This window comes from Nocardia sp. NPDC051929 (assembly GCF_044548645.1).
GTDB classification, from domain to species: domain Bacteria; phylum Actinomycetota; class Actinomycetes; order Mycobacteriales; family Mycobacteriaceae; genus Nocardia; species Nocardia sichangensis.
In genome coordinates this window covers 43,765-69,507 of record NZ_JBIUCG010000007.1, presented here as the reverse complement: position 1 = coordinate 69,507, position 25,743 = coordinate 43,765, and the positions used below count along the sequence as shown (strand labels likewise).

Here is a 25,743-nt window from a genome sequence, read left to right as displayed (position 1 = left end):
TCCCCCTCAGGGCAGATCGAGCGAGCTGACGCCCGCCGCGAATGATTGATCGGCGCCGCGCACGGTGTCCGCGGTAATTCCCAGCTTCTCCGCCAGCTCGAACAGCGCATCCCACACCTGCACCGCCCCTTGATGGAACTCTTCCCACCCGGCCGTGAAAGCGCCTGCGTTGCTACCGGTCCAGCTCTCCAGCAAGTCGCGGACATCGGTCTCCAATGCCGAATACCCGTCCCGACACTGAGTGGCGACATCGAAGGCCAAGCGCCCCAAGGCTTTGACTGCATCGGTATCGACCGACAGCGATGGCTGCTCCCCGACCAACCCTCTGCCCCTCTGTCACCGAACAGTCCCACCGACAAAGTACTCCTGCCATAGCGACGGGAAAAGCGCTGCCCGACAATGCCGAACGCGAAAACGGCGCTCACCCGGCCTCGGAACACCGAACGACCGCTGCCCCAAACGCGAGCGAGGGCACGGACTCGTATGGAGTCCGTGCCCTCGCTCGCGATGCAGTTGGTGACGCTCAGCCGAGCGCCAGCTCACCAGGAGCTCTTGTGCACGCCCGGCAGCTCGTCGCGGCAGACGTGGCACAGGCCGAACTTGCGGTAGACCGTATGGGGGCGGCGGCAGCGCTGGCAGCGACCACATCGAGAAATCGGCGCTGCTCGTCGTGAAGCAGGGCACTTACCCGAGAGGTAATCGACTTCATTATCAAGACCCGAGATGATGATGGGGCAACCAAGGATTGGAGAAAACGATGCCCTACTTCGAATCGCACGACGGCACCACCCTGCACTACCAGGACTGGGGTACCGGACAGCCGGTGCTCTTCCTGGCCGGTGGCTGGTTGAGCAGCACTTCGTGGGAGCTGCAAATGCTGCCGCTGTCCAAGCAGGGCCTGCGGTGCCTGTCGTACGACCGGCGTGGACACGGCAAGTCGGACTGGGTCGGGCACGGGTACGACTACGACACGCTGGCCGCGGATCTGGCCGCATTCCTGGACCATCTCGATCTGCGCGACGTCACCGTGGTCGCGCATTCGATGGCGGGCGGTGAGATCGTCCGGTATCTGACCCGGTACGGCAGCGATCGGATCAGCCGGGTCGCGCTGGTATCGGTGACGATGCCGTATTTCGCGCAGGCCGAGGACAATCCGAACGGCGTGCCGAAGGCGGTCTTCGATGCGGTGGGCGCGGCCCGCGCCGCGGATCGGCCGCTGTGGATGGAACAGAACGCGCAGGCATTCTTCGCGACGCATCTGGGCAACCAGGTGTCTTCGGCGCGGATCGCGTGGATGGTGCAGAAGTGCATGGACTGTTCACTTCTCGCCGCGGACGAGATCATGAATACGATCTACCACGCCGACTTCCGCGACGAGTTGCGCGCACTCACCGTGCCCACGCTGGTCATCCACGGTGACGCCGACGCCTCGGCTCCCATCGACCTCTGCGGTCGGGTGATCAAGGATCTGATTCCCGGCAACACCTACAAGGAATACCCGGCGACCGGACACGGCATCATGATCTCGCACGCCACGCAGCTCAACGCCGACATCCTCGATTTCATCAAGGCATGAGGCGGTGCGGTAGCGGCGGATACTTGTCCTACCCCCGCCGCTACCACGCGACCCCCGACCAGTGCTTTCGGTACCGGCAGGTTGGCCGAGCCAGCGACTACCGAACCAGGTCGGCGAAGCTGATGTCGCCGAGCGCCATGTGTTCCAGGCGGACGAATCCGTCGCGGTGCAGTCGGTGCAGGCGGTACTCGGCGGCGTGGGCGTCGAGGCGAAATTCCCGCACCTCTTCGATGTGCGTCGACGATATCGGAAGTCTTCACTCGGCTCTGCCGATCCAGAACGCGCTGGAGTCGGTCTCGAAGCGGCGGAACCGGTTCACGCTCCGAGACCGGTGGTGGCAGCGCGGAAATCAGTGGGGCGGATACCTCGAAGTCGCTTGAACGCCGCGCTGAAACCGAAAGCGTCCGCATAGCCGACGGCCTTCGCCACCTGCGCCACGGTGAGACTCCGGTCAGCCAGCAGTTCCTCCGCCTCATCCATCCGGCATTCGGTGAGGTACGCCAGGGGCGACTGGCCCATGACCTCGGAGAACCGCCGTGCGAACAGCGCCCGGGATACCCCCGCCTCGGCGGCCAGCGACGCGACTGTCCAACCGGCGGAGGGCTTTCCGTGCATGGCCTCCAACGCCGGCCCGACCACCGGATCGGCCGGCCCTCTGTACCACCCCGGCGCGTCGGCATCCAGTTCTTCGAACCAGTCGCGCAGCGTGCAGACCAGCGCCCAGTCGAGCAGCCGGTCCATCATCGCCTGCGCTCCGGCCGGACGCCGGGCGGCATCGGCGGCGATCGACTCCATCCACGCGCACACCTCCACGTCGTCGGTCACCACCAGGACGGGCGGTAGAGCACGCAGCAGACGTTCGTGGCGGCGGCCGGAAGCCCGATAGGCGCCGACGATCAGAGCGGTCTCACCGGTGAGGTCGTTCTCCCACCGACCGCCATCGAGCGCGGGATCGCATTTCGCGTCCGGCGCGAAGCAGGCGACCTCGTATTCCTCGTGCGGCAGGCCGACAGTATCGGCGCGGTCGACGAGAACGAACGGTTGCGGGCCGCGCACGATCGCGGTGTCCCCCATTGTGATCCGACGTTCCAGACCGCCCGGCAGCAGCAGTGTTCCCGCACCGCGTAGCACGGTGACCATGGTCAACGGCGCCTCGTCGGCGAACCGGACGCTCCACGGTGCTTCCAAGACCGCGGTGGTGAGCACAGCTCCCTCGGCGCGTATACCGCCCAGCAGTTTGCTCAGAGGATCCACACAGTCGAGTGTAGACGAACTCCTATCAAATGTAGATTTTCACCCATAGATCGTCCACTGCTCAGGGTATGGAATGGAAACCGGACCGAACAACCGATCGTCCGAATCTCCGGACCAACAGTGGAGGCCACCTTGCCGCACAACCCGACCGTGGACACCGCGATCACCCGCACCGCGCTGGTCGTCGTCGCCCATCCCCGGCCCGATTCGCTGACCGCCCATATCGCCGAACTGGCCATCCGGCGGCTCACCACGGACGGCTACCGGATCGACCTGCTGGACCTGCACGCCGAGAACTTCGATCCCCGGATGACCGCCGCCGACCTTCCGGAATGGGGCAACCGGGAGAAGGCCTACTCCCCCGAGGTCGAGAGCCATATGGGGCGCATCCTCGGCGCCGACGTGATCGTCGCAGTGTTCCCGGTGTACTGGATGCAGGTCCCGGCGATTCTGAAGGGCTGGATCGATCGGGTGTGGAACTACGGATTCGCCTACGGACGCAGCAAATCCCGGCTCGCGGGCAAGCGGATACTGTGGCTGGGACTGGCGGGCGTGGCAGACGACGACGCGCTCGTCGGACCCATGCAGGATGCGCTCAGCGCGCAACTCGACGACGGCATCGCCTACTACTGCGGACTCGCGCGGTCATCGGTGGGATTGTTGCCCGGCGCGGAAGAGAAGCGGCAGCGCCTGGATGCCGCGGGCAACCTGCTACTCGACGAAGCCCTCACCGGCGCGGCGCGCGAAGCGCACTACGCGGAGTTGGAGAACCGGGCGCTGGGCTTCGTCGACGATTTCCTCGCCGCCGACCGGGTTTCGGCCTGACCCGGAGCCCGTCCGTAAACGCGGAGGCCGACATCCGCCCTCGCTGCTTCGAATGGCGGGCTTATCGACCCAACGGATGATCGCCGTCGGTAATCGCGCGGACCGAGGGAGTCTTTTCCGGCGTCCCGGCGGCGGTCCCTGGAGGGAAGATGCACGCCTGGCTTCCACGAACGCCCTGTCGCCGGTGGATCCACGGGATTGTCCGCGTGTTGCCACCCGGACGGTCCTGATAGGGCTTGAGGGACTAGGGCATCGAAATGAGCCGGCGATTACCGAACCAGGTCGGCGAAGCTGATGTCGCCGAGCACGACGTGTTCCAGGCGGACGAATCCGTCACGGTGCAGACGGTGCAGACGGTACTCGGCGGCGTGGGCGTCGAGGCGGAATTCCCGCACCTCTTCGATGTCGAACTTGGTGTCGAGGACAACGACCAAGTAGAGCGGAATGCCCGCGCGCGCGTACTGAACCTTCTTGTCCAATAGGTCTTCAGCCGCGGTGGATGGTGAAGACACCTCGACGATGATCAGTGCGTCAGCGGCTTCCGGCTTCGCTCCGCGCTCGGGCAAGCAGCGGTACACCGTCACATCCGGTCGGCGGAACGTGAACTTCGGTATCCGCCAGAGGACGACATCGATATCCATCTCGACGCGGATGCACGGTGCGGCGCTCGGTAATTCCTCCATCGAGCCTGCCAAACGGCGTGCCACGCGATTGTGCTCAGGAACCGGGGACTCGCAGACGATCACGTGTCCGTGCACAACCTCGATCTCACGCGCGACGCCCTCCGGCAGTTGACGGTACTGCTCCTCGGTCATCTCGTGCGGCAAGTGGTCTCCGGTGACTGGATCGTCATGCCCGAAGCCTACCTAGTCAACCGTGGCGAAATCATGATCAAGGATGCGAGCGAGGGCACGGACTCACATGGAGTCCGTGCCCTCGTTCAGTGTTCAGTTGGTGACGCGCAGAGCGTCAGCTCACCAGGAGCTCTTGTGCACGCCCGGGAGCTCGCCGCGGTGCGCCATCTCGCGCAGGCACACGCGGCAGAGGCCGAACTTGCGGTAGACCGCGTGGGGGCGGCCGCAGCGCTGGCAGCGGGTGTAGGCGCGGACAGCGAACTTCGGCTTGGCGTTGGCCTTGTTGACCAGTGCTTTCTTAGCCATGTGCTCAGTTCTCCTTGAACGGGAAGCCGAGGTGCTTGAGCAGGGCACGGCCTTCTTCGTTGTTGGTCGCGGTGGTCACCACGGTGATGTCCATACCACGCGGACGGTCGATCCGGTCCACGTCGATCTCGTGGAACATCGACTGCTCGCTCAGGCCGAACGTGTAGTTGCCGTTGCCGTCGAACTGCTTCGGCGACAGGCCGCGGAAGTCGCGGATACGCGGCAGCGCGATGGAGACCAGGCGGTCGAGGAACTCCCACATGCGGTCGCCGCGCAGGGTGACCTTCGCGCCGATCGGCATGCCCTCACGCAGCTTGAACTGCGCGATGGACTTGGTCGCCTTGCGGATCTGCGGCTTCTGACCGGTGATCAGGGCCAGGTCCTCGACGGCGCCGTTGATCAGCTTCGCGTCGCGGGCGGCGTCGCCGACACCCATGTTGACGACGACCTTCACCACGCCCGGGATCTGCATCACGTTGGCGTAGGAGAATTCCTTGTTCAGCGCGTCCTTGATCTCTTCGCGGTAGCGCTGCTTCAGCCGGGGCTGCACTTTTTCGGTCGTGGTCATGTCAGATGTCCTTCCCGTTCTTACGGGAGATCCGGACCCGCTTGCCGCTCTCCTCGTCGGTCCGGTAGCCGACGCGGGCCGGCTTGCCGTCGGAGTCGACGACCATCACGTTGGAGACGTGGATGGGGGCTTCCTGGGTCACGATGCCGCCCGAGGAGGCGCCGCGCTGGTTGGCGGAGTTCGCGACATGCTTCTTGATGCGGTTCACGCCCTCGACGAGAACCCGGTTCTCCTTCGGGTAGGCCTGGATGACCTTGCCCTTGGCACCCTTGTCCTTGCCCGAGATGACGAGCACGGTGTCGCCCTTGTGCACCTTCATGTCAGAGCACCTCCGGGGCCAGCGAGACGATCTTCATGAACTTCTTGTCGCGCAGCTCGCGGCCCACCGGGCCGAAGATGCGGGTGCCGCGCGGGTCGTTGTCCGCCTTGATGAGCACGGCCGCGTTCTCGTCGAACTTGATGTAGGAACCGTCCGGACGACGGCGCTCCTTGGTGGTGCGCACGACGACGGCCTTGACGACGTCACCCCGCTTCACGTTGCCGCCGGGGATGGCGTCCTTCACGGTAGCGACGATGATGTCGCCGATACCGGCATAGCGACGCGACGAACCGCCGAGAACGCGGATGCAAAGGATCTCCTTCGCGCCCGTGTTGTCGGCGACGCGCAGTCGCGACTCCTGCTGAATCACTTCAGCGTCCTCCTTGACCTGGACGTATGTGCACGCCGGATTGCCGACCCGACGGGCATGGTCGGTCGCCCTCCGGACGCGCGCCTGCCAGCGGTTTTCTCGGTTCGAGCCAGAAACGCGGAACCAACCACTGGGGGTTCACTGCCGGATTGCGGGCACAGCTCCCGCAGGCAACCGGTCTAGTGTATGGGAATCCGCAGGTCGTTCCCAAATCGGGGGTGGTCACCGGCCCGCACGACGACGCTCGTCCCCAATCCGGGCCGGACCGGCGCCGCGCCGGTAGCCTCGTGTCCTGCAAGGCTGCCTTCGTACACCAGCGGCACCGCCGCGTCGGGGAGAGGATTCTCGTGACATCTACCGGTCGGCCAGCGAAGCTGGATCGTCGTGCCTTCCTGATCGCCCTCGGAGCCGTCCCGGCCGCCGCCGCGCTGGTCGCCTGTTCGGACGACACCGAACCCGCGAGCAGGACGCTGACCGGCGTCGATCTCAGCGGAGCGGACGAGACGATACGGCCGCAGGACGACCTGTACCGGCACGTCAACGGGAAATGGCTGCGGGAGTACCAGCTGCCGCCGGACAAGGTCAGCTACGGCTCGGGCAGCGAGGCGGGCGAGCGCACCGAGCAGCAGTTGCGCGAGATCATCGACGGTATCCACGACCCGAAGCCCGGCTCGGAAGAACAGCAGATCAGGGATCTCTACGACGCCAGGGTGGACTGGGACGAGATCGAACGGCTCGGCATGACGCCGCTGGCGCCGCTGTTCGCCAAGATCGATGGCGCCGCCACCAAGCCGGAGCTGGCCAAGGTGATGGCCGAGTTGCCGATCGGCGGGCTGATCGGGCTCGGCATCGGCGTCGACCGGAAGAATTCCAACGCCTACATCCCCTCGGTCGGCCAGTCCGGACTCGGGCTCGGGGAGCAGTATTACCGGAAGCCCGAATACGCCGAGGTGCTCGGGCAGTACCGCACCTTCCTCGAGCGCGTCGCCGCGGGCGCGGGTTGGGCCGACCCGGCCGGTGTCGCTCAGCGCGTGTTCGATCTGGAGAAGCGCATCGCCCCCGCGCACTGGGACAACGTACGCAACCGCGACACCGACGCGACCTACAACGTCTACAGCTGGACCGATATGACCGCGCTCGCCCCGGGCTTCGACTGGGATCCGTGGCTGGCGGGCAACACCGACCGCCCACGCGAGTTGTTCGCGACGATCGTGGTCAACCAGCCGTCCTTCATCACGGCAGCGGGTCAGCTGTGGACCGAGGTGGACATCGCCACGTGGCGGGACTACTTGAAGTTGGCCGTGTTGCGGGAGTTCGCGCCCTATCTGCCGAAGGCCGTCAACGACGCGAATTTCGACTTCAAGGGCCGGATTCTCAACGGACAGGACGAGCGCCCGGAACGCTGGAAGTACGGCGTGAGCATCGTCGACGACAAGCTCGGCGAGCAGCTCGGGAAACTCTATGTGGCCAAGCATTTTCCGCCGGAAGCCAAGGATCGCGCCAAGGAGATGCTCGCCGACGTGATCGCGGCCTACCGGGAGAACTTCACGAATTCGACGTGGATGTCACCTGCCACCAGGGCGGCATCGCTGGCGAAGCTGGACAAAATCGATCCCAAGATCGGCTATCCGGACAAGTGGGTCGACTACTCGAAGCTGAAGATCACCAAGGGCAAGCTGATCGAGTCGTTGCTCGCCATCAACGAGTTCGAGGTCAAGCGGACGTTCGCGCGCCTGGGCACGCCCGTCGACAAGACCGAATGGGGGATGTCGCCGCAAACGGTGAACGCCTACTACTCCGCGACGTCCAACCAGATCGTCTTCCCGGCCGCTTACCTTCAGCCGCCCTTCTTCGACAAGGACGCTCTGCCCGCGGTCAATTTCGGCGCGGTCGGGTCCACCATCGGGCACGAGATCGGCCACGGCTTCGACGACCAGGGCTCCAAGTACGACGGCGACGGCAACCGCCGCGACTGGTGGACGCCAGAGGATCGCGCCGCGTTCGACGCCAAGGCCAAACAACTGGTCGACCAATACAACGCGCTCGTCCCTGAGGGGCTGGAGCCGAGCCAGCACGTCAACGGCGAACTCACCTTGGGCGAGAACCTCGCCGATCTGCGCGGACTGCAGATCACGCTGGCCGCCTTCCGCATCGCCGAGAAGCGCCGCGGTATCGACAATCCCGACTACCGCACCATGTTCCTGTCCTGGGCCCGCAGCTGGCGTGAGAAGCAGACGAAGGAACTCACCGTCCGCTATCTCAGCATCGACACCCATTCCCCCAACGAATTCCGCTGCAATCAGGTCGTGCGCAATCTCGACGAGTTCTACAGGGCTTTCGAGCTGAAAGAAGGCGACAAGTTGTACATGCCGCCCGATCAGCGGGTGACATTCTGAGCGAAGCGAGGTTCGAGCCTGCCCGTCGCGGCGGGCTCGATCGCTATGCGGACCGGAGCAGACCGTCGATGAGGGCGTCGAGGCCCAGGTCGTAGGTGTCCTGAGCGGCCAGGGACAGGTAGTCGGAACCGAGGGCGGCCAAGCGGGGGAAGCTGTCGGCGTCGAGGTCGGCGAAGACTTGTGCGCGGAAGGTGGGACGGTCCTCCGCGGCCCGGCGGGCGGATCGGGCGCGCACGATGAGGTCGCCCGCCGTGTAATGCCAGATGACGCGGTACGCCTGGGCGGCGCGGTCCAGCGGTAGACCTCCCGCGACGAATCCGTCCACGATGGATTCGCTGACCCAGAGCGCCGAAACTCCCAAAAGGTCGTCGGCGGTGAGGATTTCGACGATCCACGGCCGTGCGGCGAGCACGTCGTGCATGGCGCGCGCCGCGACGCGGACGCGCTCGCGCGGCTCCTCCGGCAGGTCCGGCCACGCCACCTGGTCGGCGTACTCGTTGAGCAGTAGGCGCAGCAGGTCTTCCTTGTCCCGGACGTGGTGGTAGAGCGCCATCGGCGTGCAGCCGAGTTCGGTGGCGAGGCGGCGCATGGTCAGCTTCGCCACGCCCTCGGCGTCGATCACCGAATTGGCCGCCGCGAGGATCTCCGCTCGGGAGATACGCGCAGGTCGGCCGGTGCGTTGTGGCTGCGACGACGAACTCGGCATCCGTCCATCTTCGCCCATCCGCAGAACCGGGTGTGGACACGGGGCGACTCGCGCGGTTACTTTCTATACATGTATAAAAACTCTCGCGGGCGGCCCGGCGTCGCTCTGACGGCGGTGGCCGTCGCGCAGTTCATGGTCGCGTTGGACATGGCGGTGGTGAACGTGGCGCTGCCGGCCATCCGCGCCGATCTGGGCTTCGCGCCGGTCGATCTGACCTGGGTGGTGCACGTCTACGCGCTGACTTTCGGCGGGTTCCTGCTGTTGGGTGGAACGGCGTGCGACCTGTTCGGGCGGCGCAGGTTGTTCACCGGCGGGCTCGTGATGTTCGGCCTCGCCTCGCTGGTGGGCGGATTCGCGCAGCAGCCATGGCAACTCGTCGCCGCGCGGGCCGTCCAGGGACTCGCGGCGGCGGCCGTGGCGCCCGCCGCCTTGGCCACGTTGACCACGACATTTCCGGAAGGCCCCGCCCGGGTGCGAGCGCTCGGCGTGTGGAGCGCGGTGAACGCGGCGGGCGGCGCGATCGGCGTGCTGGTGGGCGGATTGCTGACCGAGTACGCCAACTGGCGCTGGGTGATGCTCGTCAACGTCCCGATCGTGGTGATCGCATCGGTCGCGGCGGTGGCCGGTGTGGCGGCCGATCGAGTGAGCGGGCGAGCGCGGGTCGATGTGCCGGGCGCCGTCCTGGCCACCGGCGGAATAGGTTTGCTGGTGGTCGGCGTGGTGCGGACCGAACACCACGGTTGGTTCTCCGCCGCCACAGCCCTCACACTCGGGGCCGGTGCGATGCTGCTCGCGGCTTTTCTCGCGGTCGAGGCGCGTACGTCGACACCATTGGTTCGGCTCGGACTCTTGGGCAACCGCTGGGTGGCCGGAGCGAATGTGTTCGTATTCTTGGCCGCGGCGGGCCAATTCAGCGCGTTCTATCTGCTGTCGCTGTACCAGCAGCAGGTCCTGGGCATGAGCGCGGGCGCGGCGGGTGCGGCTTTCGTGCCGTTCTCGCTCAGTGTCATCGTCGGCACGGTGGTCGCCACTCGCGTGGGTGGCCGCCGGTCCCCGAAAGCGGCACTCGTCATCGGCGGGGTGCTCACCACTGCGGGTATCGGCTGGTTCGCTTTCATCAGCGCCGACGGCAGTTTCCTCGCCGATGTTCTAGGACCCTCGCTGCTGGGCGGCTTCGGCCTCGGACTGTGCCTGGCTCCCGTGGCCGCCGCCGCGAACATGGGCGTCGCGCCCCACGAAGCGGGAATGGCTTCCGGGGCCTTCAACAGCGCGCGGCAGCTGGGTGGATGTGTCGGGGTGGCCGCACTCGCCACCGTCGCGGCGGCGCGCACCGGAGAAAGCGTCGCGCCCGCGGCGCTGAACGACGGTTACGCCCTCGCGCTGTGTTGCGCGGCGGGACTTTTCGCCGTTGCGAGCGTCGTCGCCGCGACTGTGCTGCCGAGGACGCACCGCACGATTTCCACCCACAGAGCAGACGTGGTTCGACCCAAAGCCGAACTATCCGAGGAATTTTCCGCCGCGCGACCATAAGACAGCGCAACCGCCCCGAGAGCCCGGACGGGTCGGATTGCGCCGAGTGCTCTGCACTGACCGCGCACCGAGCCGCTACCACCGGACCTCGCTGCTGCCGATCCGCATTGGTGCGGCATGGATCCGATGCCGGAATCCATGCCGCGCACGGCGATCCACTCCCCCACTTCGTTCCGGCACCGCCCTTGATCGGCCCGGAAAGTCTCATCCAATCCGACGAGAGGAAGCATCATGAATCAGGCCCCGATCGACTTGTTCGGCCGCGCAATTCATTTCGGCCATGACGGCCACGTAGCAGCCGGTGAACGCCGGATGAGCACCGGCGACGGCGACTGGCAGCTCGCGACGTTCCACGTCGAATCCGATGCCGACGTGCACGCCGACCACTGGGAAGTCCATCCCGGCAGCGACGAAGCGGTGTGCTGCCTGACCGGCGCGTTGCGTCTCTACCTGCGACCGGAGCACGCGGGCGACGACGAGACGATGGTGCGCCTCACCGCGGGCACCGCGTTCGTCGTCCCCCGCAACCGCTGGCACCGCATCGAACTCGACGAACCCTCCGACATCATGTCCGTCGGCCTGCGCAACGAGACCCGCCAGGAGCCCGTCACCGCACGGTGATCCGCACCATCGGTGCTCGCGCATGGATCGCGTGTGCGAGCACCGCGGGGTCTGATCACCGCCGGCCTTGCCCGCACCCGGCGGTCGGGCCGCGCGAGCGACCGATCCATGACGTACCGACCGGATACATACGGTAGGAGCCGAATCCGGGCGCCGAGTGGCCCGGGCGGAACGATCATGTCCGTCGATTCGCCGTGTCGCCGAGACACGTCCGGCTATCGGGACACCGCCGCGATTGTGGAAAACCGCGCCGTGTCCGACCGATATCCCACGGCCGCGACGGCTTCCGGCCATACACGCGCCAATTCGAGCAGGAACCGGAACTCCGCCGCGCGATCGCGAGCCTCCCCATGCGCCGCGCCCGCAGCCATCGAGCCGGGAGTCGGTGTGTCACCGTCGCGTTTGGCTCGCACGGCCAGCGCGACCTGGAGGGCAGAGCGACGCGCATCGTGGCGATCGGCGGGCGAGCCGGCCTCGGACAAAGCGGGTACATACGGTCTCAGGTGTAGCAGCGCATCCCAGATCTCGACGGTCATCCGATAGAGCCGGGACGTGGCTTCCCTCGGCGCGGAACCGTCCTCCGCCAGAACCACTTCCGGCACCACGGCGGTGAGATCTCGCCACAGCGGCCGCAACCTACGGCAGTCACGGCCGGTCCGATCCAAGCCCGTTCGCGCCAGCAGCGCTGTGACCAGGGGGATCATGGTCAACAGGGTGACGGCGGAGAACGTGAGAACCGCCGCGACGGCCCACACCTTGCCCGGCTGGCTCGGAGGCGTACCGGTGAGGGCGCGACCTACCATGATCGTCATCGAGATCAGCCAATAGGTCGCGAACGCCAGCAGTACCGCGAACGTCAGCTTCTCTCTGATCGAAACGCCTCTGGCGCGCAGTTCGCGAACGCAGGCGCGGGCGAAGAGCAGCCCACAGAGACCTCCGGGGAGCGCGGACATCGTCCATACGATTTCGACATAGTCCAACTGCCAGGCCCACCGCAGGATCGGCGTGGCGACGATCAGCGAAACAACGGCAGCGACCGCCGTCGCATCGTATCGCCGCTGACGCAGGTGGACGGTTGCCGCATCGGCGCCGTCGACAAGCCTGGCCAGCCCGTAGAAACTGCCGAGCGCCAGGAGACCGCAGCCGAGATAGAGGCGCGGCCCGAACTCGGGACGGCCCACCGCGACGGTCACCTCGTACAGCAGCAGACCTAGCAGGTTCCAGCTGAACGTGCGGTTGATCAGCCGATCGGTAGCCGTCTCGTCGACGAGCACCCACCGCCCGGCGGTCATGAGCGCGACGAATACGACAACCGACAGCACCACTGGAGTCGGAACAGCGTTCATCGCGATCGACCGTATGCCGTCGCTCGGCGTGGGGCCAGCCCGGGCGCGAAACCGCCGCGGTGTTTCAGCGCACGGGCACCGCGGCGGACGTGTCCTCCGTGACCCGATCGGCTTCGGCGAGTTCGGCGGCCTCGTCGTAGACGTACTTCTCGCCGATGAACCACGACGCCACGGCCGCCAGGAGCATCATCACCGCCGCCGAGACGAACACCACGAGCAATCCGGAGTGGAACGGGCCGGTGAGCAGGTTCGGGAAGAACTCCTGGCCCGTGAGTGTTTCGGCGTTGACGCCTGGCTTGTCGAGTTCACCCGACGGTCCGAGCAGCTCCTGGATCGGGTTGTAGCCGAGGAACGCGGCGAACATGCTCGCCACCGGCGGCATGCCGGCGAGTTCGGCGGCGGCTCCAGCGGAGACGCCCTGTGCGCGCAGACCGGAGTCCAGCGCCGATGGCAGGCTCGCCGCCAGTCCGAGGACCATCAGGGAGAAGAAGATTCCCATGGACAGCGCGTTGCCGCCGTTGAAGAGGGTGCCGCGCATCCCGGAGGCCGCGCCGCGCTGGGCGGCGGGAACGCTGGACATGATGGCGGCGGTGTTCGGCGAGAAGAACAGCCCGCTGCCGATGCCGTTGAGCACGGTGATCGACGCGAACAGCCAGTAGTCGAAGTTCACCGGGATGACCAGCAGCAAGATGAAGGTCGCGCCGGTCAGCAACGCGCCTCCGGTGGTGAACAGCCGGGGCCCGTAGCGATCGGACAGCCAGCCCGAGATCGGGCCTGCGGCGAGGAAGCCGATGGTCAACGGCAGCAGGTAGATGCCTGCCCACAGCGGGGTGGACTCGAAGTCGTACCCGTGCAGCGGAAGCCAGATGCCCTGTAGCCAGATGATGAGCATGAACTGCATGCCGCCACGTCCGATCGAGACCATCAGATTGGCGAAGTTGCCGAGACCGAAGGCGCGGTGGCGGAACAGGCCCAGGTGGAACATCGGATCGGGGACCCTCGTCTCCACTACGCAGAACGCGACCAGCAGGAGAAGGCCGCCGAGTACAGCGGCCAGCACCCACGGGCTCGTCCAGCCGGTCGCGTGGCCGCCGTAGGGCTGGATGCCGTAGGTGATGCCGGTGAGCAGCGCCGTGAGTCCGAGACCGAAGGTGATGGTGCCCGCCCAGTCCAGTTTGCCCGAGGTCCGGATGCCGACCTCGTGCAGCGAACGATAGGACCAGACCGCGCCGAGAACGGCGATCGGGACACTGACCCAGAACACCGCACGCCAATCCCATTCCGACAGCACGCCGCCGATGAGCAGGCCGAAGAACGAACCGGCCACCGCGGCGACCATGTTGATGCCGAGCGCGGTGCCGCGCTGGCTCGCGGGGAAGGCATCGGTGAGGATCGCCGAGGAGTTGGCCGTCAGCATCGCGCCGCCGACACCCTGGACGACGCGCCAGACGATGATCCACAACGCGCCCGCGCCCCCGTGCCACGGATCGAAGGACAAGGCGACCGCCGACAGCGCGAAGATGGTGAAGCCCAGGTTGTACACCCGCACCCGGCCGAAGATGTCGCCGAGCCGCCCGAACATCACCACCAGCACGGCGGTGGCGAGCAGGTAACCCATCAGCATCCACAGCAGGTACCCGACATTGCCCGCCTCGAGTGGGTTGAGCCCGACGCCGCGGAAGATCGCGGGCAGCGAGATCAGCACGATCGAGGAATTGATCGCCGTGAGCAGGACACCCAGCGTGGTGTTGGTCAGAACGATCCACTTGTAGCGCGGATGGTCCCGGTCGTAGCGCAACCGGCGCCGGATGGTTCGGACATCACCCGGATCGACTTCGATGGATGGATTCGTCACGGACAGCCCCTCACCAGATAGTTACCACGGCAAACTATATAGTTAGCCGATGTAACCATCAAATGGAGCCGCATCCGCCGAGCACCGATACCACCCGGGAGCTAGATAGGTTAGCCTTGGCTAGCTTGCTTGGAAGGAAGGTGCGGCAGATGAACTCTGTTCGGACGCGCGGCCGTTGGTCGCGGGCGGCGCTGACGGTGCTGACGGGAGTCCTCGCCCTCGGCCTGGCCGCGTGCGGATCGGCGGAGGACGACTCGGCGTCCGGCGGCGAACAGGTGACCATCCACCACGCCCGCGGCGAGACGACCGTCGAAGGCACCCCGAACAAGATCGTCGCCCTCGGCAACCAGTGGCTGGACACCACGCTCGCGCTCGGCGTGGTGCCCGTCGGATACCTCGACAATGTCGCGATCGCCTCCAAGAGCACCCCGCCGTGGGAGCCGGGGAGCCTCGCATCGGCGAAGGCGCTCACCAGCACTGGGAACCTCGCCGAACAGGTCGCCGCGCTGGAGCCGGACCTGATCCTGGTCGATCCGTTCATCGCCGACCAGAAGACCTACGACGAACTCTCTCGCGTCGCGCCCACGTTGCCCGCCCTGAGCAAAGCGGCGGTAGCGCCCTGGCAGGACCAGATCACCACCCTCGGCAAGGTGCTGCACAAGCCGGACGAGGCGAGCAAGGTGATCGCGAAGGTGGATGACAAGGTCGCCGCGATCGCCGCCGCGAACCCCGGATTGAAGGGCAAGACGTTCGCCAGTACCTGGCTGGCCGGTCCGGCACAGCTCATGGTGTTGACCGACCCCGACGACGGATCGTCGAAGGTCTTCACCCAATTGGGTCTCGGCATTCCGAAGAACCTCACCGACCTGCCCGCCAATCAGGGCAGGCTGGCCCTGTCCCCGGAGCGGGTCGACGAATTGACCGCCGATCTCTTGCTGGCCGGCTACGCCCCCGGCTTGGACGAGAAGTTCCGGCAGCTACCCGGCTACGCCGACCTGCCCGCGGTCAAGAAGGGCTCGGTCGTGTTCCTCACCACCCAGGAGATCAGCGCCGTGAACACGCCGACGGCGCTCTCGGTGCCGTACATCCTCGACAAGCTGGAACCCGCCTTCGCCGCTGCGGCGAAATAGCCGCCGCGTCAGTGGACTCGGCCCGGCAAGCGGTGGTACGCGCTGCTTGCCCGCCGCCGCATGTCCACAGCGGGACCCGATCGGTTGTGTGGGAATGACCCACTCGACCGCGTCCACGGCGACAGACTGCGCCCGCGCGCTCGGAGCGGCGTCCGCGCTGGGGCGACGCGAGCCTGCGGCGACGCCCCTCATCAGGGTCGATCCGGAGAGGAGCGCGGACAGTCCACAGGTCCGCCTGCGGACCGAAGACCGCCGGGCGCGCTCACCGATCGGTGCGTCGTGGACAATCGCGCTGCCGGGCAACCGCTTTCACGTCTGCGCGAGGATCTCCTCGTCTGTCATCGCGGCGACCTCGAGGTAGAGCCGGGCCACCGCGGACAGCCTGCCGTCCGCGCCGTGCCGAATCTCGCGCTCCCGCAGGCACTCGGCCAGCCGGGCGACGGTGCGTGCGGCGAACAGGTCCGCGACCAGCGCGTGCTCGGCTTGCAACCACTCGCGCACGCGGGCGATGACGGTCGTGGCGAGCACGGAATCGCCGCCGCGGCCGAAGAAGTCGTCGTGCACGCCGATCGCATCGATGCCGAGGACGGTCGCGACGATGTCGGCGAGCGCGGCCTCCACGTCGTCGCGCGGGGCGGTCTCCCGGTCCTCCCCCACCCCTGGCTCGAGCAGGGCGACCACGGCGCGGCGGTCCAATTTCCCATTGGCGGTCAACGGCATCTGCTCGAGGAGCTCGATCCGAACGGGAATCATGTAGCCGGGCAACAGGTCCGCGAGCGCCATAGCGATGTCGCCGATCTCGTCCAGGTCACCCGCGACGGCGGCGACCAGCTTGGGTGCGCCCGCACCGACGACCGCCGCGACGGCGTGCCGGACGCCGGGCACCGTGCGCAACGCGGTCTCGACCTCGCCGAGTTCGACCCGGTATCCGCGGATCTGGACCTGGTGGTCGGCACGGCCGAGGAATTCGATCGTGCCGTCGGGCCAGTACCTGGCCATATCGCCGGTCTTGTACCAGCGGATGCCGTCGTGTTCGACGAAGCGTTCCGCGGTGCGCTCCGGGTCGTTGCGGTAGCCGGCGGCGACACCGACGCCGCCGACCCACAGTTCGCCCGGCAGCCAGTCCGGGCAGTCGCGGCCCGCGGGAGAGACGACGCGGCATCGGACGTTGCGCAACGGAACGCCGAACGGCACGGTCGCCCAGTGCGCGGGCGGTTCACCCGTCACCTCGCAGATGGTGGTGTGGATGGAGGTCTCGGTCGCGCCGCCGAGTCCGGCGAATCGGCAACCCGGCGCCTGCGCCGACAGCCTGCGAGCGAGATCCGCGCCGACCCAGTCCCCGCCGAGGATGGCCGCGCGCAGCGAATCGCCCAGCTGATCACCGCCGATCTCCAGGATCATGTCCAGCATGCTCGGCACGCAGTTGAGAATCGAGACCCGATGTGTGCGCAGCAGTTCCACCCAGCTGGACGGGTCGGCGCGCTGTTCCGGATCGACGGTCACGACCGCGCCGCCCACCGCGAACAAGCCGAAGATGTCGTAGACCGAGAGGTCGAATTCCAGGGCGGACAGGCCCAGCGAGCGGTCGGCGCCGCCGACGCCGAACCACTCGTTCAACGCGTCGATGGTGTTCATCGCGCCACGGTGTGGGATCTCGACACCCTTGGGCACGCCGGTCGATCCGGAGGTGAACAGCACGTAGGCGATATCGCCGGTGTCCGGGTAGACGGGGGCCGCGAGCGGCTCCGGATAGGCACTGGCCGCGTCGATGGACAGGCACGTGATCGGTGCGCCCAGGTCCGCGCCCTCGACCGTCAGCGCCGCGTGGACACCGCCGGTGCGGAGGATCTCCGCCCGGCGGCCTGCAGGCTGATCGAATCCGATGGGCACGTAGGTCGCCCCGGCGGCGAGCACACCGAGCACGGCGGTGACCTGGTCCGGCCCCTTCGGCAGCGCGACGGCGACCGCGTCGCCCGGCTCCACGCCCTCGGCGCGCAAGGCCCCCGCCACCGCCAGCGCGCGAGCGGCCAACTCCCCGTAGCTCCAGGCGCCTCGGCCGTCGCCCAGGCCCCAGACCACGGCGGGCGCTTCGGGATTCGCCGCCGCGTTGTCGAAGAACCCCTGGTGCAGGGACCGCCCGCTGACCGGGCCGTCGGTGGCGTTGACCGCGGCGCGCACCGCGGCCTGGTCGACCGGCAGCCGCACGGCGGCCTCCGCGTTCCACCCTGCCGCCCCGTCACCGAGCCGCCCGATCGCCGCGCGGTACCAGGCGAACATGGCGTCGATCATGCCGTCGGGGAAGGCCGACGCGCGCACGTCCCAGTTCAGCAGCAGCCCGCCGCGGACCTCGGTGACCTGCGCGTCGAGCAGTACTTGCGGGCCCTGCGAGATGATCCACACGGGCTCGCCGAAGGTCTCGGTGACCGTGTCGGCGAACAGCTCGCCCAAGTTCAGCGCGCTGGTGTAGACGACCGGGGCCAGCACGGGTTCACCGCGATGCCTACCCAGATCCCGCAGCACTTCGAGCCCGGAATACGCGGTATGCGCACCGCTTTCGTGCATGCCGCGCTGTAACGTGCGGGCGCGCTCGGTGACCGACATGCTGTCGGTGACGTCCACCTCCAGCATGATCGAGGACGTGAAGTCGCCGATCACCCGATCGATGTCGGGGTGCACCGGATCCCGGTGGAACAGCGGCACGTTCAGCAGGAATCGGCTCTGCGCTGACCAACCGCCGATGGTCTCGGCGAATACCGCGGCCAGCGCCATGGCCGGAGTGATGCCGCGCTCGTGTGCGGCGGCGAGCAACCGCTGCTTGGCTTCCGGCTCCAGCCAGTGGTCGTAACGAACGGTGCGATTCGGGTCGGTGCGCTCACTCACCGGCACGGTGGGAAGTTCCGGCGCGCCCGGCAGTTCCGGCAGCCGCTCCTGCCACCACTGCCGGTCACGCTCGCGAGTGGCGCCGTCCCCCTGGTGCTCGGTGCGGTGCCTGCGATAGGTGTAGCCGGGGACCGGCACGGCCCTCCCGTGGTACAGCTCGGCCAGATCGCCGATCAGGACCCGGTAGCTCATGGCGTCGCCCGCGAGCATGTCGACATCCAGGTGCAGTCGACTGCGGTCCGCGTCGCGCAAGGTGAGCGTGACATCGATGACCTGACCGTCTTCGATGGCCAGACGCTGGTGGGTCTTGCGGTCACGCAGCTCGGCGAGCGCGGCGTCGGCCGCCTCGGGCGACCGATCACGCAGGTCGACGACCTCCAACACCGGCCTACCAGGGGCGGTCATGGTCTGCTGGGTGCCATCCGGCAGGAACCTGGTGCGCAGCATGGGATGGGTGGCGACCAGATCGGCCACCGCGCGCTCCAGCCGCTCCGGATCGATACGGCCGCCGTCGAATTCGATGTACAAGTGCGCCGCGACGCCGCCGAGCTCTTGTTCGTCGGAGCGGCCGATCCAGTACGCGTGCTGCATGGTGGCCAAGGGGAAGGGCGCCGCCTCGTCGTCCGCGGTCGCCACCGGCACGACGGTCACCGGGCCTGCCGCCCGCCCGACCGCACTCGCGCCGAGCAGACCGTGCCAGGAAGCCACCGTAGGGCTGGCCGCCAGCTGAGCGAAGTTGATGTCGGCGCCGCGTTTGCGCCAGCCGCCCGCGAGCTTCATGGTGCGAATCGAGTCCAGCCCCAGTTGGATGAGGTCGTCGTGATCGGCGATCTCCGTGGCGGCGAGGCCCAGTTGGTCGGCCACCGCGGACCGGATCTCCTCCCGGCCGATGTCCACCGTTCCTTCTGCCCGACGCTGTGTCGACTCCATCGCGCTGCCACTCCTTGTCTGCCGCCGGAACCGGCGGTCTGGACTGCTGGGGCACAGCTTAGCCGACCCTAAATAGGTATGCCTAACCTACATCGGCGCGTGCTTTCGGCCATTCCCGCGCCAATTCGAGTAATTGCCGCAAGCCGTTGGCACGATCGTGACCACCGGTCGCCACGGCGGCGAACGGAGCGGTCGGTGTGACCGGACGCAGCCCGGCGGCTCGGGACCGGATGGCGTGGGCGATCTGACGGGCGTAATCGCCGACGCCGTGACCCGCGTCGGCGGCCTCCCGCCCCGGCGCGGGCGACGGCATATACGGCTTCAAATGCAAAAGCGCGTCTTGGATCTCCACCGTCATCCGATAGAGCCGGGACGCCGCGCCGCCGTCTCCGTCGTCGGACCGACTCAACACGACCTCTGGGACGGCGGCGGTCAGGTCACACCACAGCGGACGCAGACGGCGGCAGCGCCGACCGGTCTTGTCCAGCCCCGCGCGCGTCAGCACAGCGGTGAAAAGCGGTATCGCCGTGAGCGTCGCGATGATCAATACACAGAAGAAGGACGAGTTCGCCAGCACGTTCCCCGGATGGCTCGGCGGGACGCCGAAGAGCGCGCGGACCACGGTGACCACTGCCGCCGCGGCCCAATAGACCGCGAGGAACAGCAGCGCCGAATACGTCAGCTTCTCCTTCGTCATCCGCGCGGCGGTGCGCAGCTCTCGGAGACTGGCATGTGCGACCAGATATCCGCTGGCCACCATGGGCAGCTCCGACAACGTCCACACGATCTCGTCCAAACCGACGTGCAGCACGTTCCGGGCGAAGGGCGAAAAGATCAGTGTCAGAATCGAACTCACGGCGGCGACGGCGGCGTAGATCTTCTGCCGTCGCAGCATGACCTCGGGGTCCGCACCCGCCGCCAGTTGCGCGAGCACCAGGACGACGGCGGTGGTCATCAGTCCGCAGCACAGGAACAGTCGCTGCCCGAGTTGCGCGGCCCCTGCCGCCGCGGCGGCGACATAAAGCGCCAGACCGCACAGATTCCACGCCCACGCATGGTTGATCATGCGATCGGTGACACTGTCCGCGACCAGGAACCACCGGCCGACCGTGATCGCCGCGATAGTCAGAATGACCGGGAACATGATCCAAACAGACACCGAATCCATCGAGGTGCAACCCTAATCGTCGCTGCCCCCAGGTCCAATGGCAGTGCGCCGGTCGCGGTGCGACCGTGACCGGCTCACCCGAATCAGCGTTGCGCGGACCAGGATTCGCGCAGCATGGCCAACGCGTCACCGGACAGGCCCGAGGCCGACATCGGCTCGTACCGGTGCTCCTCCGGCGCCGGCGCGCCCGCCGCCCGATCGGCGGCCGCGTCGACGGCCGCCGCCAGTTCGTGCAGCGTGAAGTGCTCGAAGATCAGCTGCGGGGTGAGCGCCAGGCCCGCCTCGCCCGCTCGCGCGGCCCACTGGATCGCGATGACGCTGTCTCCGCCGAGCGCGAAGAATCCGTCCGTGCGGTCCACGTCGGTGATCTCCAGCAGTTCCTCCAACAGCGCCGCCAGAGCGCGCTCGGTCTCGGTCTGCGGCGGGCCCGCCTCGGCCTCGCCGACCGTGGCCTCGGACGCCGCGTGGCGCACAGCGGTACGCGCGGTGTCCCAGCCCTGCGGCGCGAGGTTCGATTCCCGCACCGCGGTATCGGGTTTCGTGGCGAACGCGGTCAAGATCCGCACCAGCGTGTCGGCGAATTCCTCGCCGGAGGCCGGGTCGTAGAGCTCCGAGTTGACCACCACCCGCACCAGCAACTCGCCACCGGGTTCCACCAGGAAATCCAGGTGGAAGTCCATGAACGCGGCGTCGTACCGCGGCGTGAGCGGGGTCAGCGTGGTCTCGGCGGTGAAGCCGACGGTCGGCGCGGTGTGCCCGAACTGCATGATCACCTGGAACAGCGGATTGCGGCCGAGTACCCGGGGCGGGTTGAGCGTTTCCACGATCCGCTCGAACGGTACGTCCTGGTGGCCGAGAGCGCCGAGCGCCGATTCGCGCACCCGCTGGAGCACGGTTCGCGGCGACGGGTCGCCCGAAAGATCGTTGCGCAGCACCATCATGTCGGCGAACAGGCCGATCAGCCGGTCCACCGACCGCCAGGGCCGATTGGCGACCGTCGCGCCGATCGGCACGTCGTCGCCGCCGCCGAGGGTGTGCACCAGCACCGCGGCCGCTGCCTGGCACAGCATGAACTCGGTCGCGCCGGTCGTCTCCGCCAGCGATCGCAGTGCCTGCCACGTCTCGGCCGCGACGATCCGGGTCGCGCTGACGCCCGCATGGCCCAGCCGCGCGGGACGCGGGCGGTCGTGGCCGACCGCGATCTCCACCGGCAGGCCCGCCAAGGCCGCGCGCCAGTAGTCGAGTCGCGCTTTGCCGTATTCGCTCAGATCGTCGCGGCCGGGGGCGTGGTCGAAGGTATCGCGTTGCCACACCGCGAAGTCGGCGAAGTGCAGCGCCGGTTCCGGCCAGGACGGGGCCGTGCCGCTCACCCGCGCGCGGTAGGCGACGGTGAGGTCCTCGAGGAAGACCCGGCACGATTCCCGGTCGGTGACCATGTGATGGGTCAGCACCGACAGCACGTGGGTGCGCTCGTCCAGGACGAACAGGCGCAAGCGGAGCAGCGACTCCCCGGCCAGGTCGAACACATGGTTCGCCTCGGCCGCCAGCGCCTCGTCCAGGCGAGCGCCGTCGAGCGCGGTGCGGGGCAACTCGACCGGTCCCGCCGGGGCCACCCGCTGGTACGGCGTGCCCTCGTGTTCCGGGAAGCTGGTGCGCAACGACTCGTGACGGGCGATGACGTCGCCGAGCGCCGCGGTGAGCGAGGCGATGTCGAGTTCGCCGTCGAAGCGGATGGCGAACCGGAAGTTCTCCCACCCGAACGGGCCTTCCAGCTTGCGCCGCAGCCACAGCGCCCGCTGCGAGTACGACAGCGGAATACGTTCGGGGCGTGGTCGTTTCGCCGGCATCGCGGCGTTGTCACCGGAGGGCAGGCCGGTGGGAACGACCTCGTCGAGATTCTCGCCGAACCGATCGTGGTACCGGGCGACCAGATGCGCGGCGAGCCCGGCGACCGTCGGGGTGTCGAACGCCGCGCGCACGTCGATATCGATCCCGAACGTGTCGCGCACCAGGGCGACCAGCCGGGCCGCGAGCAGGGAGTGGCCGCCGAGTTCGAAGAACGAGTCGTCGGCGCCAACTCGCTCGGTGTCGAACAGCTCGCCGTACAGCGCGGCGAGCCGGATCTCGGTGGGCGTTTCCGGCGCCCGATACGTGCGGGTCCGAGTCAGCACCGGCTCCGGCAGCGCGCGGCGATCGAGCTTGCCGTGGGCGCTCAACGGCACTTCGTCGATCACGGCGAAGGCCGCGGGGACCATGTGCTCGGGCAGCGTCGCCGCGACCGTCGCGCGCACCTGCTGGAGGTCGATCTCGCTTCCCGGCGCGGGCACCAGGTACGCGGCCAGGATCGGGCCGAGCCGCTCGTGCTCGGTGACGATCGCGACGCACTGCGCGACGCCGGGGTGATCGGCCACCGCGGCCTCCACCTCACCTAGTTCGATGCGGAAGCCACGCACCTTCACCTGTTCGTCGGCACGGCCGACGAATTCGATCTCGCCTTCGGCGGTGCGCCGGGCGAGATCGCCGGTGCGGTACAGCCTGCCGCCGGGTAGGAAGGGGTCGGCGACGAACCGTTCCGCGGTCAGGGCGGGCCGATCCAGGTAACCGCGCGCGAGCTGGCGTCCGCCCAAGTAGATCTCGCCGATCACGCCCGGCGGGACCAGCCGCAGCGAGTCGTCGAGCAGGTAGACGTAGACGTTGCGGTTGGGGAATCCGATCGGCACGATCCTGGTGCCCTGCGGCCCGTCGACCGGCATGGACGTCGAGCACACCACCGCTTCCGTCGGCCCGTAGTGGTTGCGCAAGTCGGCGTCGAATTGCGCGGCGAACCGGTCGGCGATCTCGCCGGGCAGCGCCTCGCCGCCGACCGGCACGTGCCGCAACGCCCGCCAGTCGTTCGCCTCGGGAAGCATGAGGAAAGTGGCCAGCAGCGAAGGCACCATGTGCAGCACGGTGATCCCGTGACGAGCGATCAGCTCGGCGACGTACGGAATATCGCGGTAGGCGTTCGGTTTCGGGACGACGATGCTCGCGCCCGCGATCAGCGGCAGGAAGATGTCGGCCAGCGACGCGTCGAAGCTCACCGAGGTGGCCTGCAACACCCGCTCCGGGACGCTGGCGTCCCAGTCGGCGGCGAAGTTCACCAGGTGATCGGCGATCGCGTCGTGCGGCACGGGCACGCCCTTGGGCTGTCCAGTGGAGCCCGAGGTGTAGATCACGTAGGCGATGTTCGACGGGCGCAGCGGCGACTCGCGTTCGGCGTCGGTGGGATTCGTGTCCGGCGCGTCGACCGCCTCGGTCATCGCCGCCGCGATCGCTTCGGCGTCGAACGACAGCGCCGGACGCGCGTCCGACAGCAGATAGTCGATGCGGTCCGGTGGATAGGCCGGATCGATCGGCAGGTACGCGCCACCCGACTTGAGTACCGCGAGGCTCGCGATGATGAATTCGATGGAGTTCGCCATGCGCAGCGCGACGAGCTGCTCGGCGCCGACGCCGCGCCGGATCAGCCAGTGCGCCAGGCGATTCGCCCGCCGGTTCAGCTCGCCGTAGGTGAGTTCGGCTTCGTCGGATACCACCGCGACGCGATCGGGGGTCGCCGCGGCCTGCCGCTGTACCAGCTCGACCAGCGTTGTCGCGGGCGCGTCGACGAGCGGACCGTGCGATGCCGCGACGATGTCCGCGCGGTCGGCGGCGCCGAGCATATCGATCGCGCGGACCGGCTGCCGTGGATCGCGCATCGCGTCGGTGAGCAATTCCAGGTAGTGGCGCAGCAATTGCGCCACCACCGACCGGTCCAGCTCGTCGACGAGGTAGGTGGCCTCCACGCGCGCGCCCGCGTCGTCGAGGACGACCATCAGTCCCAGCGGCTCCTGCGCGACCGTGCTTCCCCACGGCAGCTCGGTGGAGCGGACCCCGGCGAGATCGAACCCGTTCGCCCCGCCGCGCACGCTGAAGCTCAGCTGCACGAGCTGGGCCAGGCCGTCACTGCCCGCGATCCGGTCCGAACTCACCTCGCGGACGACCCGTTCGACGCCGATCCCTTGATGCGCGAACGCGTCGCGGGCGGCGTCCCTCGTCACGTCGACCAGCTCGGCGAAGCTGCGCCCCGGACGGATTCGGGCGCGCAACAGCAGCGTGTTGCCGAAATAGCCGATCAGCGCCTCGGCGTCGCTACCGCGGCGGTCGGTCACCGGTACCGCGACGAGGAAGTCGGTCGCCGCGGTGTACCGCTGGACCAGCGCCTGGAAGGCGGCCAGCAGCACCATGAACGGGGTGGCCGAACGGTCGCGCGCGACCTCGGTGACCCGGTCCAGCAGTTCCTGGGGCAACGGCAGCACGCACTTGTCGGCGTTGCGGGTAGCCGCGCCACCGGCGAGCGTTCCGGGCAACTCGAGCCGCTCCGGGAGCGGGGTCAACCGCTCGCGCCAGTACGCCAGGTCGGCGTCGTCTTCGGCGGGCCGCTCGGCGAGCGACACGTCCACGTACTGCGCACGGATCTCCGCCTGCGGGTCACCGCGGTAGGCGGCATTGAGCTCGGCGAAGAAGACCGACCAGGAGTCGTCGTCCCAAGCGATGTGGTGGATCGTCAGCACGAGCACGTGTTCGGCCGGACCGGTGCGCGCCAACGTCACTCGCAGCGGCGACTCGGAGGTCAGGTCGAACGGACGCGCGAACTCCCGCCTCGCCAGAACCTCGAGTCGCCTGCCTCGGCCTTCCTCGGAGAGATCCGTGAGATCCTGCTGCTGCCACACCGGCCCCAGTTCGGCGTGTGCCGTTTGATACGGCTCGCCGTCCGCGCCGACGTGATAGGTGGTGCGCAGGATCTCGTGCCGCGCCACGACGGTGTCGAAGGCGGCGCGCAACCGCGCGCTGTCCAACGGACCGTCGAGTCGGTAGCCGACGCAGACGTTGAGCGTGGTGTCCTCCGGCGCGACCGTCTGTACGAACCACATCCGCTGCTGCGCGGACGAGAGCGGAGCCGGATCGCCGGGGCGCCTGCCGCGCGCGGGTCGCGCGGGCGCGGGCGCGAGTTGCTGTTCACGCAGTCGCTGCTGCAGCAGCCGCTTGCGCCGCTCGAGAATCTCGTCTGACATGGTGGGTCCTTCGGAC

At 67.9% G+C, this 25,743-nt stretch carries 20 protein-coding genes and 1 pseudogene; 6 read left to right on the top strand and 15 right to left on the bottom strand.

Annotated elements, in window-relative coordinates:
- Positions 1–6 precede the first annotated feature (6 nt).
- Positions 7–321 (bottom strand): WXG100 family type VII secretion target, encoded by a 315-nt coding sequence (locus ACIHAX_RS10880; RefSeq protein WP_356964808.1) that lies wholly within the window; start codon positions 319–321, stop codon positions 7–9.
- 218 nt (positions 322–539) lie between these two features.
- Positions 540–641: pseudogene (gene rpsN / locus ACIHAX_RS10875) on the bottom strand (30S ribosomal protein S14); the annotation flags it as partial.
- 116 nt (positions 642–757) lie between these two features.
- Here rpsN and ACIHAX_RS10870 point away from each other — a divergent pair.
- Positions 758–1,576, top strand: a complete 819-nt coding sequence (locus ACIHAX_RS10870; protein ID WP_364430768.1) for an alpha/beta hydrolase — start codon at positions 758–760, stop codon at positions 1,574–1,576.
- A 97-nt stretch (positions 1,577–1,673) separates the two neighbouring features.
- Here the strand turns inward: ACIHAX_RS10870 and ACIHAX_RS10865 are convergent, their stop codons facing one another.
- Together ACIHAX_RS10865 and ACIHAX_RS10860 are read right to left on the bottom strand one after the other, a co-directional pair.
- The gene (locus ACIHAX_RS10865; protein WP_364430765.1) at positions 1,674–1,799 is read right to left on the bottom strand and encodes a hypothetical protein; all 126 of its coding nucleotides are present in this window, start codon (positions 1,797–1,799) and stop codon (positions 1,674–1,676) included.
- A gap of 92 nt (positions 1,800–1,891) precedes the next feature.
- On the bottom strand, positions 1,892–2,830 hold the full coding sequence (locus tag ACIHAX_RS10860; RefSeq protein WP_397277055.1) for an AraC family transcriptional regulator: 939 nt from the start codon (positions 2,828–2,830) through the stop codon (positions 1,892–1,894).
- 132 nt (positions 2,831–2,962) lie between these two features.
- On the opposite strand from ACIHAX_RS10860, the gene ACIHAX_RS10855 reads away from it, so the two are divergent.
- Positions 2,963–3,655, top strand: coding sequence for an NAD(P)H oxidoreductase (locus tag ACIHAX_RS10855; RefSeq protein ID WP_397277053.1), 693 nt, complete (start codon positions 2,963–2,965; stop codon positions 3,653–3,655).
- 269 nt (positions 3,656–3,924) lie between these two features.
- Here the strand turns inward: ACIHAX_RS10855 and ACIHAX_RS10850 are convergent, their stop codons facing one another.
- The 5 genes from ACIHAX_RS10850 to rplN form a co-directional block, all read right to left on the bottom strand.
- Complete coding sequence (locus ACIHAX_RS10850) at positions 3,925–4,470, bottom strand: Uma2 family endonuclease (protein WP_397277051.1); 546 nt, start codon at positions 4,468–4,470, stop codon at positions 3,925–3,927.
- Between the two features lie 159 nt (positions 4,471–4,629).
- Entirely contained in the window at positions 4,630–4,815 is a 186-nt protein-coding gene (locus ACIHAX_RS10845) for a type Z 30S ribosomal protein S14 (RefSeq protein ID WP_014981705.1), read from the bottom strand.
- Between the two features lie 4 nt (positions 4,816–4,819).
- A complete protein-coding gene (rplE, locus tag ACIHAX_RS10840) occupies positions 4,820–5,383 on the bottom strand; it encodes a 50S ribosomal protein L5 (RefSeq protein WP_355076098.1) in 564 nt (187 codons plus the stop codon).
- A gap of 1 nt (position 5,384) precedes the next feature.
- Positions 5,385–5,702 carry a 50S ribosomal protein L24 gene (gene rplX, locus ACIHAX_RS10835; protein ID WP_039795507.1) on the bottom strand — a complete coding sequence of 106 codons (318 nt, stop codon included), beginning with the start codon at positions 5,700–5,702 and terminating at the stop codon, positions 5,385–5,387.
- Position 5,703: 1 nt separating this feature from the next.
- On the bottom strand, positions 5,704–6,072 hold the full coding sequence (rplN, locus tag ACIHAX_RS10830) for a 50S ribosomal protein L14 (RefSeq protein WP_039795505.1): 369 nt from the start codon (positions 6,070–6,072) through the stop codon (positions 5,704–5,706).
- 347 nt (positions 6,073–6,419) lie between these two features.
- On the opposite strand from rplN, the gene ACIHAX_RS10825 reads away from it, so the two are divergent.
- Complete coding sequence (locus tag ACIHAX_RS10825; protein WP_364430750.1) at positions 6,420–8,468, top strand: M13 family metallopeptidase; 2,049 nt, start codon at positions 6,420–6,422, stop codon at positions 8,466–8,468.
- Between the two features lie 43 nt (positions 8,469–8,511).
- Here ACIHAX_RS10825 and ACIHAX_RS10820 read toward each other — a convergent pair whose 3' ends face one another.
- On the bottom strand, positions 8,512–9,174 hold the full coding sequence (locus ACIHAX_RS10820) for a TetR/AcrR family transcriptional regulator (RefSeq protein WP_397277048.1): 663 nt from the start codon (positions 9,172–9,174) through the stop codon (positions 8,512–8,514).
- 69 nt (positions 9,175–9,243) lie between these two features.
- Here ACIHAX_RS10820 and ACIHAX_RS10815 point away from each other — a divergent pair, with 69 nt between their 5' ends.
- Positions 9,244–10,704 (top strand): MFS transporter, encoded by a 1,461-nt coding sequence (locus ACIHAX_RS10815; RefSeq protein WP_397277046.1) that lies wholly within the window; start codon positions 9,244–9,246, stop codon positions 10,702–10,704.
- 231 nt (positions 10,705–10,935) lie between these two features.
- A complete protein-coding gene (locus tag ACIHAX_RS10810) occupies positions 10,936–11,325 on the top strand; it encodes a cupin domain-containing protein (protein ID WP_397073900.1) in 390 nt (129 codons plus the stop codon).
- A gap of 215 nt (positions 11,326–11,540) precedes the next feature.
- Here the strand turns inward: ACIHAX_RS10810 and ACIHAX_RS10805 are convergent, their stop codons facing one another.
- Both ACIHAX_RS10805 and ACIHAX_RS10800 read right to left on the bottom strand, forming a co-directional pair.
- Positions 11,541–12,671, bottom strand: a complete 1,131-nt coding sequence (locus ACIHAX_RS10805) for an MAB_1171c family putative transporter (protein WP_397277044.1) — start codon at positions 12,669–12,671, stop codon at positions 11,541–11,543.
- Between the two features lie 64 nt (positions 12,672–12,735).
- On the bottom strand, positions 12,736–14,526 hold the full coding sequence (locus ACIHAX_RS10800) for an MFS transporter (protein ID WP_364430735.1): 1,791 nt from the start codon (positions 14,524–14,526) through the stop codon (positions 12,736–12,738).
- A gap of 149 nt (positions 14,527–14,675) precedes the next feature.
- Here ACIHAX_RS10800 and ACIHAX_RS10795 point away from each other — a divergent pair, with 149 nt between their 5' ends.
- Complete coding sequence (locus ACIHAX_RS10795) at positions 14,676–15,656, top strand: ABC transporter substrate-binding protein (RefSeq protein ID WP_355076083.1); 981 nt, start codon at positions 14,676–14,678, stop codon at positions 15,654–15,656.
- 309 nt (positions 15,657–15,965) lie between these two features.
- Here the strand turns inward: ACIHAX_RS10795 and ACIHAX_RS10790 are convergent, their stop codons facing one another.
- The 3 genes from ACIHAX_RS10790 to ACIHAX_RS10780 form a co-directional block, all read right to left on the bottom strand.
- Entirely contained in the window at positions 15,966–19,466 is a 3,501-nt protein-coding gene (locus ACIHAX_RS10790) for an amino acid adenylation domain-containing protein (RefSeq protein WP_397277041.1), read from the bottom strand.
- A gap of 82 nt (positions 19,467–19,548) precedes the next feature.
- Positions 19,549–20,625, bottom strand: a complete 1,077-nt coding sequence (locus ACIHAX_RS10785; RefSeq protein ID WP_397277039.1) for an MAB_1171c family putative transporter — start codon at positions 20,623–20,625, stop codon at positions 19,549–19,551.
- A gap of 92 nt (positions 20,626–20,717) precedes the next feature.
- Positions 20,718–25,727 (bottom strand): amino acid adenylation domain-containing protein, encoded by a 5,010-nt coding sequence (locus tag ACIHAX_RS10780; RefSeq protein WP_397277037.1) that lies wholly within the window; start codon positions 25,725–25,727, stop codon positions 20,718–20,720.
- Between the last annotated feature and the right edge of the window lie 16 nt (positions 25,728–25,743).